8 protein-coding genes, 7 tRNA genes and 1 pseudogene are annotated in these 12,764 nt (G+C 53.2%); 3 read left to right on the top strand and 13 right to left on the bottom strand.

The features are described from left to right. Positions 1-93: 93 nt before the first annotated feature. Positions 94-1,269, top strand: a complete 1,176-nt coding sequence (gene ubiF, locus EQV24_RS09725) for a 3-demethoxyubiquinol 3-hydroxylase (RefSeq protein ID WP_130626505.1) — start codon at positions 94-96, stop codon at positions 1,267-1,269. 105 nt (positions 1,270-1,374) lie between these two features. Here the strand turns inward: ubiF and EQV24_RS09720 are convergent. The 12 genes from EQV24_RS09720 to nagB all read right to left on the bottom strand — a co-directional run bounded on the left by EQV24_RS09720 (position 1,375) and on the right by nagB (position 8,240). Further along, positions 1,375-1,449: transfer RNA gene (locus EQV24_RS09720), tRNA-Gln, on the bottom strand. Positions 1,450-1,484: 35 nt separating this feature from the next. Beyond that, positions 1,485-1,559: transfer RNA gene (locus EQV24_RS09715), tRNA-Gln, on the bottom strand. 39 nt (positions 1,560-1,598) lie between these two features. After that, positions 1,599-1,675, bottom strand: a tRNA-Met gene (locus tag EQV24_RS09710). A 17-nt stretch (positions 1,676-1,692) separates the two neighbouring features. Next, positions 1,693-1,767: transfer RNA gene (locus EQV24_RS09705), tRNA-Gln, on the bottom strand. Positions 1,768-1,799: 32 nt separating this feature from the next. Further along, positions 1,800-1,874: transfer RNA gene (locus EQV24_RS09700), tRNA-Gln, on the bottom strand. A gap of 23 nt (positions 1,875-1,897) precedes the next feature. After that, positions 1,898-1,982: transfer RNA gene (locus EQV24_RS09695), tRNA-Leu, on the bottom strand. A gap of 8 nt (positions 1,983-1,990) precedes the next feature. Beyond that, a tRNA-Met gene (locus EQV24_RS09690) sits at positions 1,991-2,067 on the bottom strand. A gap of 227 nt (positions 2,068-2,294) precedes the next feature. Beyond that, positions 2,295-3,959 (bottom strand): asparagine synthase B, encoded by a 1,665-nt coding sequence (gene asnB, locus EQV24_RS09685; protein WP_013097572.1) that lies wholly within the window; start codon positions 3,957-3,959, stop codon positions 2,295-2,297. A 249-nt stretch (positions 3,960-4,208) separates the two neighbouring features. Then, positions 4,209-4,961 (bottom strand): ribonucleotide monophosphatase NagD, encoded by a 753-nt coding sequence (gene nagD / locus EQV24_RS09675; protein ID WP_130626504.1) that lies wholly within the window; start codon positions 4,959-4,961, stop codon positions 4,209-4,211. A 45-nt stretch (positions 4,962-5,006) separates the two neighbouring features. Beyond that, on the bottom strand, positions 5,007-6,227 hold the full coding sequence (locus tag EQV24_RS09670) for an N-acetylglucosamine repressor (RefSeq protein ID WP_013097570.1): 1,221 nt from the start codon (positions 6,225-6,227) through the stop codon (positions 5,007-5,009). Positions 6,228-6,235: 8 nt separating this feature from the next. Beyond that, positions 6,236-7,384: an N-acetylglucosamine-6-phosphate deacetylase gene (gene nagA / locus EQV24_RS09665; protein ID WP_020684945.1), complete on the bottom strand. Its 1,149-nt coding sequence runs from the start codon at positions 7,382-7,384 to the stop codon at positions 6,236-6,238. A gap of 55 nt (positions 7,385-7,439) precedes the next feature. Next, the gene (nagB, locus tag EQV24_RS09660; protein WP_013097568.1) at positions 7,440-8,240 is read right to left on the bottom strand and encodes a glucosamine-6-phosphate deaminase; all 801 of its coding nucleotides are present in this window, start codon (positions 8,238-8,240) and stop codon (positions 7,440-7,442) included. A 329-nt stretch (positions 8,241-8,569) separates the two neighbouring features. Between nagB and nagE the strand changes: the two genes are divergently transcribed. Both nagE and glnS read left to right on the top strand, forming a co-directional pair. Next, positions 8,570-10,519, top strand: a complete 1,950-nt coding sequence (gene nagE / locus EQV24_RS09655) for a PTS N-acetyl glucosamine transporter subunit IIABC (protein WP_130626503.1) — start codon at positions 8,570-8,572, stop codon at positions 10,517-10,519. Positions 10,520-10,688: 169 nt separating this feature from the next. Then, positions 10,689-12,356: a glutamine--tRNA ligase gene (glnS, locus tag EQV24_RS09650; RefSeq protein ID WP_013097566.1), complete on the top strand. Its 1,668-nt coding sequence runs from the start codon at positions 10,689-10,691 to the stop codon at positions 12,354-12,356. Between the two features lie 269 nt (positions 12,357-12,625). Here the strand turns inward: glnS and EQV24_RS23895 are convergent. Beyond that, a pseudogene (locus EQV24_RS23895) lies at positions 12,626-12,742 on the bottom strand (hypothetical protein); the annotation flags it as partial. Positions 12,743-12,764: the final 22 nt, after the last annotated feature.

The raw sequence follows: 12,764 nt of genomic DNA, 5'->3' as shown, positions 1-12,764 counted from the left end.
TTTGGTGGGGTTGTGACCAGTATGAAGGTTATGCGTCTCAGGACCGCAAAAATCCGGTAAACTTAAGGGATTCTCCAATAAGGAAAAGTGACCATGACACTCCAACACACCGAAATTGCCGTTGTCGGCGGCGGTATGGTCGGCGGCGCGCTGGCGCTGGGGCTGGCGCAGCAGGGATTTGAGGTAACGGTTATTGAGCAGGCGGCACCTGCTGAGTTTGACCCGACGGCAAAGCCGGATGTCCGCATTTCCGCCATCAGCGCGGCCTCTGTTGATTTGCTTCGCGGGCTGGGCGTCTGGGAGGCGGTGCTCGATATGCGGGCTCACCCTTACAGTCGCCTTGAAACCTGGGAATGGGAAAATGCCCACGTCGCGTTTGATGCCGCCGAGCTGAAGCTGCCGCGTCTGGGCTATATGGTGGAAAACAACGTCCTCCAGCGGGCGCTCTGGCAGGCGCTGGAGGCGCATCCGAAGGTGACGCTGCGTGTTCCTGCGTCGCTGAAGGCGCTGCATCCTCACAATAGCGGCTACACGCTGACGCTCGACAGCGGCGATGAACTGGCCGTGAAGCTGGTCATTGGGGCTGACGGTGCTCACTCGCAGGTCAGACAGATGGCGGGCATCGGTGTTCATGCCTGGCAGTATGAGCAGTCCTGTATGCTGATCACCGTTCAGTGTGAAAATGCGCCGCGAGAGAGTACCTGGCAGCACTTTACCCCGAATGGTCCGCATGCCTTTTTACCGCTGTTCGATAACTGGGCATCGCTGGTGTGGTACGACAAACCGGCGCGCATTCGCCAGCTACAGGGGCTGTCAATGGAGCAGTTGCAGCGTGAAATTCTGCAACACTTCCCGGTCCGTCTGGGACATATCACGCCGGTTGCCGCAGGGGCGTTTCCTCTTACACGTCGCCATGCGCTGCAGTATGCCCGTGAAGGGCTGGCGCTGGTGGGCGATGCGGCGCACACCATTCATCCCCTGGCGGGGCAGGGCGTGAACCTCGGGTATCGTGACGTTGACGCTTTACTGGATGTGCTGGGCAATGCACGCGCGCATGCTGAAGCCTGGTCAAGCCATCATGTACTCAAGCGCTACCAGACGCGACGTATGGCGGATAACTTCATCATGCAGTCGGGGATGGATCTGTTCTATGCCGGTTTCAGCAATGATCTGGCCCCGGTGCGTATTCTGCGAAACATTGGATTGATGGCGGCGGAACGCGCCGGCGGCTTGAAGCGTCAGGCGCTTAAATACGCCCTGGGACTCTAATCCTTTTACCCTCTCCCCGTGGGAGAGGGCCAGGGTGAGGGCATCAGGCCGCACAATTCTGTACAAAAACAAAAAAGCCCGCAGAGCGGGCTTATTTGTTTTAAGTGGCTGGGGTGCAGGGATTCGAACCCCGGAATGCTGGTATCAGAAACCAGAGCCTTACCGCTTGGCGACACCCCAATTGCGTTAAACGTACTGCTTAACGACTTTTAAATTGGCTGGGGTACGAGGATTCGAACCTCGGAATGCCGGAATCAGAATCCGGTGCCTTACCGCTTGGCGATACCCCAACAATTTTTTATTACCGAAATAGATCGATAATCTTAATATGGTGGCTACGACGGGATTCGAACCTGTGACCCCATCATTATGAGTGATGTGCTCTAACCAACTGAGCTACGTAGCCAGTACTGCGTTCTTCGATGGCTGGGGTACCTGGATTCGAACCAGGGAATGCCGGTATCAAAAACCGGTGCCTTACCGCTTGGCGATACCCCAATACCGCGGAGAACCGCATGATCGAAGAAATATGGCTGGGGTACCTGGATTCGAACCAGGGAATGCCGGTATCAAAAACCGGTGCCTTACCGCTTGGCGATACCCCATCCGTGCAACGCTTACCTGGGAATGGTGCGGGAGGCGAGACTTGAACTCGCACACCTTGCGGCGCCAGAACCTAAATCTGGTGCGTCTACCAATTTCGCCACTCCCGCAAAAAAGATGGTGGCTACGACGGGATTCGAACCTGTGACCCCATCATTATGAGTGATGTGCTCTAACCAACTGAGCTACGTAGCCATCTTTTTTTCGCGTTACCTTATCGGCGTTGCGGGGCGCATTATGCGTATAGACCCTTGCAGCGTCAACACCTTTTTCAACGAAAATGGCCGGAATGTGACTGTTTGGTTAGGTTGCGAACAGCGTGACCGAATATTCGGCAATTATTGGTTATTAATCGATTTTAGACGGTGAAATGTAAGGCAAATAAAAACAGGCCCCGCAGGGCCTGATGTTCAAATACGTGTTTATTTATAGGCAGACTGGTGAACGCCTACCGCACGTCCTGATGGATCGTTCATCGCTTTGAAAGATTCATCCCATTCAATGGCTTTCGCTGAAGAGCAGGCCACTGAAGGACCGCCTGGCACACACTCAGCAGCACTCGGTACCGGGAACAACTCTTCGAAGATCTCACGGTACAGATACGCTTCTTTAGAGCCTGGCGTGTTGTACGGGAAGCGGAAGCTTGCTGTTTCCAGTTGTTGGTCTGAAACCTGTTTCGCCGCCACCTCTTTCAGGGTGTCGATCCAGCTGTAGCCAACGCCATCCGAGAACTGCTCTTTCTGACGCCATGCCACGCTCGCCGGCAGGTAGGATTCAAAACATTCACGCAGGATATGTTTTTCCATTTTACCGTTGCCGCACATTTTGTCCTGCGGGTTAATGCGCATGGCCACGTCGAGGAATTTTTTATCCAGGAACGGAACGCGCGCTTCAACACCCCATGCGGACATCGCTTTGTTAGCACGTGCGCAGTCAAACATGTGCAGCGCCTGCAGTTTACGTACGGTCTCTTCATGCAGCTCTTTCGCGTTCGGCGCCTTATGGAAGTACAGGTAACCGCCAAACACTTCATCAGAACCTTCACCTGACAACACCATCTTGATGCCCATTGCTTTAATCTTACGGGACATCAGATACATAGGGGTGGATGCACGAATGGTCGTCACATCATAGGTTTCAATGTGATAGATCACGTCGCGGATCGCATCCAGACCTTCCTGCACGGTGAAATGAATTTCATGGTGCACGGTGCCGAGGTGGTTCGCCACGTCCTGCGCGGCTTTCAGATCCGGTGCACCTTCCAGCCCGACGGCAAAGGAGTGCAGCTGTGGCCACCAGGCTTCTGAACGCTCTTGATCTTCAACACGACGCGCCGCAAATTTCTTGGTGATGGCTGAAATAACGGAGGAGTCCAGCCCGCCGGAGAGCAGCACACCGTAAGGCACGTCTGACATCAGGTGGCTTTTAACGGAATCTTCCAGCGCCTGACGCAGCTCGGCTTTGTCAGTCACGTTGTCTTTTACCGCATCATAGTCAAACCAGTCGCGCTGGTAGTACTGACGGATTTCGCCATCTTTGCTCCACAGGTAACTACCTGCCGGGAACTCTTTAATGGTGCGGCATACCGGCACCAGCGCTTTCATTTCAGACGCAACATAGAAGTTGCCGTGTTCATCATGGCCCATATACAGCGGAATGATACCAATGTGGTCGCGGCCGATCAGATAAGCGTCTTTTTCGCTGTCGTACAGGGCGAATGCAAACATACCCTGCAGGTCGTCCAGGAACTCAGGGCCTTTCTCCTGATACAGCGCCAGAATGACTTCACAGTCAGAGCCGGTCTGGAAGGCGTAACGATCGCCATATTCGGCACGCAGCGCCTGATGGTTATAAATTTCACCGTTTACAGCCAGCGCGTGTGTTTTTTTCTCGTTATACAGCGGCTGTGCACCGGCGTTGACGTCTACAATCGACAGACGTTCGTGAGCCAGAATTGCTTTGTCACTGGCGTAAATACCGGACCAGTCCGGGCCGCGATGGCGCATCAGGCGGGACAGCTCGAGTGCTTTTTTACGCAGTTCGCCCGCGTCAGTTTTAATATCCAGTACGCCAAAAATTGAACACATAACCTTCTCCGTTAACCCTGTTGCTTTGTAATGTTGCTTGCTTATGAAAATGCCGCAAAGGAGAAGAGCGCGCAAGGGTTTTACCGGGTTAAACGAAAATAGTGCAATGGTGATTGCGGAATGTTGAAAAAAGAGTATGTCATGAACAGTTTTATTGATGATTATGCAATGAATTGGCGTTTTTGTTAGATATGATTTTATTGGACGGGGCTATAAATGAAAAACCACGCCCTGAGGCGTGGTTGGGAATCAGATAATGTCAATCTCGTCGACGGAGGGGTAGATCCAGCTCGGCCGGAACGGCATCGAATCAATGTCATCAAGTTGAGAGACACCGGAGAGCACCAGAATGGTCTCCAGACCCGCCTGGAAACCGGCCAGAATATCGGTGCGCAGGTTATCACCGACAATCACCGTCTCTTCAGAGTGGGCCTGCATCGTGTTCAGCGCGGCACGAATGATCCACGGGCTCGGTTTACCGACCACAAACGGCTTACGACCGGAGATTTTTTCGATACCGGCGCACAGTGCGCCGCAGGCCGGATAGAAACCACGGCCGTGCGTATCGGGGTTGGTGGCGATAAAACGCGCGCCGCTGGCGACAAAGTAGGCGGCCTTATGCATCATCTCCCAGTTAAACGAGCGCGTTTCGCCGACGATCACAAAGTCCGGGTTCACATCGGTAATGGTAAAGCCTGCTTTATACAGCTCGTGGATCAGCGCACCTTCACCGACCACGTAGGCTTTTTTCCCTTCCTGACGCTTCAAAAAATCTGCCGTCGCCATTGCGGAGGTATAAAACACGCTGTCCGGTACGTTGATGCCCGCAGTGGCAAAACGGTTCGCCAGATCCTGACCGGTTTGGGAAGGGTAGTTCGTGAGAAGAACCAGCGGCATTCCTTTGTCGATGATGCGGTATAGAAACTCCGCAGCACCTGGCACGGCGACGTTGTCGTGCATCAGCACGCCGTCAATATCACAAATTACATTCTTAATGGTCATGAACAATCCGACATCAAAAAAAGAAGGCGTTACTATAAGTCCCGATTAGCTTTCCAGCAAATGCTGCAACAGGATCCCGTTGAGCATGGCGCGTTTGACCAGCGCAAACGCGCCAATCGCAGAGCGGTGATCCAGCGTCGAACGCACGACCGGTAAATTCTGACGAAACGCTTTCAACGCCTGGGTGTTAATGCAGCCTTCAATCGCGGGCAGTAACACTTTTTCCGCCTCGACGATTTCACCTGCAATCACCACTTTTTGTGGATTAAAAAGGTTGATGGCAATGGCAATGGTTTTGCCGAGGTGGCGCCCGACCTGTTCGATCACTTCGCAGGCCAGCGCATCGCCTTTATTGGCGGCTTTGCAGATGGCGCCGATTTTACAATCATCCAGCGTCACGCGGCTCTGGTAGCCTTGTTCCAGCAGATGACGGACGCGATGCTCAATGGCCGCGTTGGCGGCAACCGTTTCAAGACAGCCAAAATTACCGCAGTGGCAGCGCTCGCCAAGCGGTTCCACCTGGATATGACCAATCTCGCCCACATTGCCGTTACGGCCAATAAAGATACGTCCGTTGGAGATAATGCCCGCCCCGGTACCGCGGTGAACACGCACCAGAATAGAGTCTTCACAGTCCTGACTCGCACCAAAGTAGTGCTCGGCCAGCGCCAGCGAGCGGATGTCGTGACCCACAAAGCAGGTCACTTTAAAGCGCTTTTCCAGCGCCTCCACCAGCGCCCAGTTCTCGACCGGGATATGTGGCATATAACGAATGACACCGCTTTCCGGATCAACCAGCCCGGGCAGGATCACCGAAATGGCGATGAGCTCGCGGATCTTGCGCTGACAGCTTTCGATAAAGTGCGCGATGGTATTGAGCAGCGCGTGCTCCAGTGTCTCCTGGGTGCGCTCCGGAAGAGGGTAGTGCTCTTCGGCAATGGCTTTGCTGCTCAGATCGTAAAGCGTCAGGGTGGTGTCATGGCGACCAAGACGAACGCCAATGGCCTGAAAATTGCGGGTTTCGGTGATGATGGAAATTGCGCGGCGGCCTCCGGTGGAGGCCTGCTGATCGACTTCTTTGATCAGGCCGCGCTCAATAAGCTGACGTGTAATTTTTGTCACGCTGGCGGGAGCAAGCTGGCTTTGTTCGGCTATCTGAATACGTGAGATTGGCCCGTGTTGGTCAATCAGGCGATATACCGCCGCGCTGTTAAGCTGTTTAACGAGATCGACATTACCGATTTGAGCTTGTCCGCCTGGTGTCATACTTTTACTTACTCAGTGACGACCTCGTTACCATTAACGATGGTCTTAATAATTTTATAATCGTGTGTGAATGCCGTCAGGTTTGCAACCATGCCTGGTGCAATTCTGCCGAGCTGTTTATCCACGCCGATGGCACGCGCAGGATAAAGGGTTGCCATGCGCAGCACTTCTTCAAGCGCAATGCCGCAATGCTCGACCAGGTTACGCACGCCTTCAATCATGGTCAGGGAGGAGCCGCTCAACGTACCGTTTTCATCCACACACAGTCCGTTGCGGTAGTATATTGTTTTACCGGCAAAAATGAACTGCTCAATATTTGCACCTGCCGGTGCGGTGGCATCCGTCACCAGGCAAAGCTTGTCACCTTTCAGCCGCTTGGCGTTGCGAATGTTGGTGTAATCGACGTGTAAACCGTCCGCGATGATGCCGCAGTAAACGTCTGGCTCATCCAGAATCGCCCCAACCAGCCCCGGTTCGCGACCCGTGATATACGGCATGGCGTTATACAGGTGTGTCGCAAAGGTAATACCCGCACGGAAACCGGCTTTTGCCTCTTTCAGCGTGGCGTTTGAATGGCCCGCTGACACGACAATCCCGGCGGCGGCCAGTTTGCTGATCACGTCAGTACCGGTCATTTCAGGTGCCAGCGTCACTTTGGTGATCACATCCGCATTGGCACACATATAGTCGACCAGTTCGGCATCAGGCTTACGCACGTAATCCGGATTATGCGTCCCTTTCTTCACCATATTCAGCCATGGCCCTTCAAGGTGCAGACCCAGAGCCTGATTTGGGTGTTTCGCCAGGTATTCACGCATAACGCGGATACCCTGTTTCATCAGCTCATCGCTGCTGGTGATGAGGGTTGGCAGATAGCTGGTGCAGCCCGATTTCTCGTTCGCTTTCTGCATGATTTCCAGCGTTTCGACGGTGACGGCGTCTGCGGTGTCGTTAAACTGCACACCGCCGCAGCCGTTCAGCTGTACGTCGATAAAACCGGGGGAGATTACTGCTCCATTGAGTGAGCGCTGTTCAATCTCCGGCGGCAGCTCTGCCAGCGGACAAACACGTTCAATCAGGCCATTGGCGATAACAATCGCATGGTCATCCAGAATTTCATGGCCGGTATAAATCCGACCGTGGGTTAAAGCGTACATAACGACCCCCGGTTAAAAAAAGCGGCCGCCTCTTCATGAAGAGGCGGTTATTCAATTACAGACCTTTGATGTTCTCAGCTTCTAACTCGTTGAAGTATTTCAGCGTCTTCACCTTCAGTTCCATCGTGGACGGTTCGTCACAGACGATGACGGATTTTGGATGCAGCTGCAGGCAGCTGATGGTCCACATGTGGTTTACGTTGCCTTCAACGGCAGCCTGGAGCGCCTGCGCTTTCACGCTGCCCAGGACCAGAATCATCACTTCTTCGGCATCCAGCAGCGTGCCGACACCGACGGTCAGGGCATATTTAGGAACCTGGTTCACATCGCCATCAAAGAAGCGGGAGTTTGCCACGCGCGTGTCATGGGTCAGCGTTTTAATACGGGTACGGGACGCCAGCGACGACGCGGGTTCGTTAAATGCGATATGACCATCGTTACCCACACCGCCCATAAACAGGTGGATTTTACCGTAAGAACGGATTTTTTCTTCATACTGACGGCATTCTGCGTCAATATCAGGCGCGTTTCCATTCAGCAGGTTAATGTTTTCAGCTGGAATATCAACGTGATCAAAGAAATTACGGTGCATGAAGCTATGGTAGCTTTCCGGGTGATCCTTCGGTAAGCCGACATATTCATCCATGTTGAAGGTGACAACGTGTTTGAAGCTAACCTGGCCTGCTTTGTGCATCTCTACCAGTGCTTTATATGCGGTCAGCGGTGTGCCGCCGGTAGGGAGGCCAAGTACGAAAGGACGATCGGCGGTTGGTTTGAAGGCGTTGATACGGTTAACGATATGGCGAGCGGCCCATTTACCGACTTGTTCAGCAGTTGCCAGGGGAATCAGTCTCATTGTTCACCTCAAGAGTTTAAGTAGAAGAGTGGGCGGATGGGTATCGGGACCTGATACTTAAGCGTAACCTGGAACCTTTCAGGCCGGATCAATCCGTCTTGATTTTTCGAATGATAAAATAAGTTTTCGATGTTAGCCAGTGAAAGGGAGGATGATAAACGATATTTGGTGACAAAAATCACAAAAAGTACGCTTTTAATTTGCGATACGAATTAATTTTTCACACACTCACAATGCCAGTGAATCATCAACTGTATTTCTAGTTCGTGACACAATAAAAAACATAGTTAATGCACGAGCCTTAACAAGGGTCTCGTAGGGGGAATAGGATGAATATTTTAGGTTTTTTCCAGCGCCTCGGTAGGGCTTTGCAGCTCCCTATCGCCGTGCTACCGGTTGCAGCACTGCTGTTGCGATTCGGGCAACCCGATCTTCTTAACGTGCCGTTTATCGCGCAAGCGGGTGGTGCGATATTTGACAACCTGGCGCTGATTTTCGCCATCGGCGTGGCGTCCAGCTGGTCTAAAGACAGCGCGGGTGCCGCGGCGCTGGCAGGGGCAGTCGGTTATTTCATCCTGACCAAAGCGATGGTAACCATCAACCCTGAAATCAACATGGGTGTTCTGGCGGGTATTATTACCGGTCTGGTCGGCGGTGCAGTGTACAACCGTTGGGCGGGTATCAAACTGCCAGATTTCCTGAGCTTCTTTGGCGGAAAACGCTTTGTCCCGATTGCGACAGGCTTTTTCTGTCTGATTCTGGCCGCTATCTTTGGTTATGTCTGGCCGCCGGTACAGCATGCCATTCATGCAGGCGGTGAGTGGATCGTGTCTGCGGGCGCAATGGGGGCAGGTATCTTCGGTTTCATCAACCGTCTGCTGATCCCAACCGGCCTGCATCAGGTTCTGAACACCATCGCATGGTTCCAGATTGGTGAGTTCACCAACGCAGCAGGTACCGTATTCCACGGTGATATCAACCGCTTCTACGCGGGTGACGGCACCGCGGGCATGTTCATGTCCGGTTTCTTCCCAATCATGATGTTTGGTCTGCCGGGCGCTGCACTGGCAATGTATCTGGCCGCGCCAAAAGCGCGTCGCCCAATGGTTGGCGGCATGCTGCTCTCCGTTGCGGTAACGGCGTTCCTGACCGGTGTTACTGAGCCACTGGAATTCCTGTTCATGTTCCTGGCTCCGCTGCTGTATCTCATGCATGCGGTGCTTACCGGTATCAGCCTGTTTGTGGCCACCCTGCTGGGCATTCACGCGGGCTTCTCCTTCTCAGCCGGTGCGATCGACTACGTGTTGATGTACAACCTGCCGGCAGCCAGCAAAAACGTCTGGATGCTGGTTGTGATGGGCCTGGTGTTCTTCGTCGTCTACTTCCTCCTGTTCAGCGCGGTTATTCGTATGTTTAACCTCAAAACGCCGGGCCGCGAGGATACAAAAGATGACGTCGTAACCAGTGAAGCAAACAGCAATACCGAAGAAGGGTTGACCCAGCTGGCAACCAGCTATATCGCCGCGGTAGGCGGTACCGATAACCTGAAAGCCATTGATGCCTGTATTACCCGTCTGCGTCTGACCGTTGGCGACTCTGCGCGCGTAAGCGATGCCATGTGCAAACGCCTGGGCGCGTCTGGTGTGGTGAAACTGAACAAACAAACCATCCAGGTTATTGTGGGTGCGAAAGCCGAATCTATCGGCGATGAAATGAAAAAAGTGGTTGCCCGTGGACCGGTTGCTGCTGCCTCAACGGATAGCGCGCCTGTGGCTGATGCTCCGGTTGCTAAACCGCAGGCTGTACCAAACGCCGCTACTATCGCCGCGCTGGTTTCACCGGTTACGGGTGAGGTGGTCGCGCTTGAGCAGGTACCTGACGAAGCGTTTGCCAGCAAAGCGGTCGGTGACGGTGTTGCGGTGAAACCAACGGAGAAAACCGTTGTGTCTCCTGCGGCGGGCACCATCGTGAAAATCTTCAACACCAACCACGCGTTCTGCCTCGAAACCGAAAAAGGCGCGGAGATCGTGGTTCATATGGGTATTGATACCGTTGCGCTGAACGGCCAGGGCTTTACTCGCCTGGTGGAAGAGGGCGCAGAAGTGGTTGCAGGTCAGCCGATTCTGGAAATGGATCTGGACTTCCTGAACGCCAATGCCCGTTCGATGATAAGCCCGGTGGTATGCAGCAACATCGACGACTTCAGCGGCCTGGTGCTTCGGGCAAAAGGTCAGGTGGTTGCGGGGCAAACGCCACTGTATGAGATTAAAGGCAAGTAATCGCTCCTGAGTAGAGTCATGCCTTAAGCGGCGGGGGAGATCCTCCGCCGCTTTTTTTTGCAGCAAATGCCCCCATTATTTTCTTCCGGGACGTTTTAAGGGTTGTCACTACGTCCGGCTTATAAGATCATATGCCGTTATACGTTGTTTACGCTTTGAGGAATCCACGATGAGTGAGGCAGAAGCCCGCCCGAGTAACTTTATTCGTCAGATCATCGATGAAGATCTGGCCAGTGGTAAGCACACCACGGTGCATACGCGTTTCCCGCCGGAGCCTAATGGCTACCTGCACATTGGTCACGCCAAATCGATCTGCCTGAACTTTGGTATCGCACAGGATTACCAGGGGCAGTGCAACCTGCGTTTCGATGACACCAACCCAGTAAAAGAAGACATCGAATACGTTGAGTCCATTAAGAACGACGTGCAATGGCTGGGCTTCAACTGGTCTGGCGATATCTGCTACTCCTCTGACTATTTCGATCAGCTGTATGCCTATGCCGTTGAGCTGATCAATAAAGGTCTGGCCTATGTTGACGAGCTCTCTGCGGATGAAATCCGTGAATACCGCGGCACGCTGACGGCACCGGGTAAAAACAGCCCGTTCCGCGATCGCAGCGTGGAAGAGAACCTGGCGCTGTTTGAAAAAATGCGTGCTGGTGGCTTCGAGGAAGGTAAAGCGTGCCTGCGTGCCAAAATCGATATGGCATCACCGTTTATCGTGATGCGCGACCCGGTGCTTTACCGCATTAAATTCGCTGAACATCACCAGACCGGTAACAAGTGGTGCATCTACCCGATGTACGACTTCACCCACTGCATCAGCGATGCGCTGGAAGGCATCACCCACTCGCTGTGTACGCTGGAATTCCAGGACAACCGTCGTCTGTACGACTGGGTGCTGGATAACATCACAATTCCGGTGCATCCGCGTCAGTACGAGTTCTCTCGTCTGAATCTGGAATACACCGTGATGTCCAAGCGTAAGCTGAACCTGCTGGTGACCGATAAGCACGTTGAAGGCTGGGACGACCCACGTATGCCGACCATCTCTGGTCTGCGCCGTCGCGGATATACCGCGGCGTCAATCCGTGAGTTCTGCAAACGCATTGGCGTGACCAAGCAGGATAACACCATTGAGATGGCGTCTCTGGAATCCTGCATTCGTGAAGATCTGAACGAAAACGCGCCGCGCGCGATGGCCGTTATCGACCCGGTAAAACTGGTTATCGAAAACTATCCGCAGGGTGCGAGCGAAATGGTCTCGATGCCTAACCATCCGAACAAACCGGAGATGGGCAGCCGTGACGTACCGTTCAGTGGTGAAATCTGGATCGATCGTGCTGACTTCCGCGAAGAAGCGAACAAGCAGTACAAGCGACTGGTGCTCGGTAAAGAGGTGCGTCTGCGTAACGCCTATGTGATCAAGGCTGAGCGCGTAGAAAAAGATGCGGAAGGCAACATCACCACGATCTTCTGCACATACGATGCCGAGACCCTGAGCAAAGATCCAGCGGACGGCCGTAAGGTGAAAGGCGTGATCCACTGGGTCAGTGCATCACACGCGCTGCCGGTAGAGATTCGTCTGTACGATCGTCTGTTCAGCGTGCCTAACCCAGGCGCAGCAGAAGACTTCCTGGCGACCATCAACCCGGAATCGCTGGTCATCAAACAGGGTTACGCTGAGCCATCCCTGAAAGCGGCTGAGGCGGGTAAAGCCTTCCAGTTTGAACGTGAAGGTTACTTCTGCCTGGACAGCCGTCACAGCACCGCTGAAAAACCGGTATTTAACCGTACGGTTGGTCTGCGTGATACCTGGACGAAGATCGGCGAATAATAACGCCGCGCTGGTCAATGAGAAACAAACGCCGCGTAATGCGGCGTTTTTTTATAGAGTGATCATGCCTTTAAAGCAGTAGCTAAATAGCGTTTATAAAAATAACAGGTCAATGTGGTGCTACTTATTTTTTTTAAAAAAGTTTATCCCCTTTCAAAAGTCTGACGCACCGTAAAAAGAATATCATTTAACGCGTTACTTATTGAAAATCGGCCTTTTCCCCTGCCAGTACTGGCATCCCGTTAAATGTTACAAAGCACTACCAATTATGTGCTCTTCGTCATAATCCTGAGTTTTAGCCACCGAAAAGCATTGATAATTCGCGTCGCGAAAAATAACCTAAAGACGGTAGTTATTCGAGGGTATTTCCGACTACCCCTGACCATCAGGTCTTTTATATTTTTCGCC

The organism is Enterobacter sp. A8, assembly GCF_004296595.1.
GTDB lineage: Bacteria > Pseudomonadota > Gammaproteobacteria > Enterobacterales > Enterobacteriaceae > Enterobacter > Enterobacter cloacae.
The sequence above is the reverse complement of the archived record's forward strand: the minus strand, read 5'-3'. Positions and strand labels throughout refer to the sequence as shown.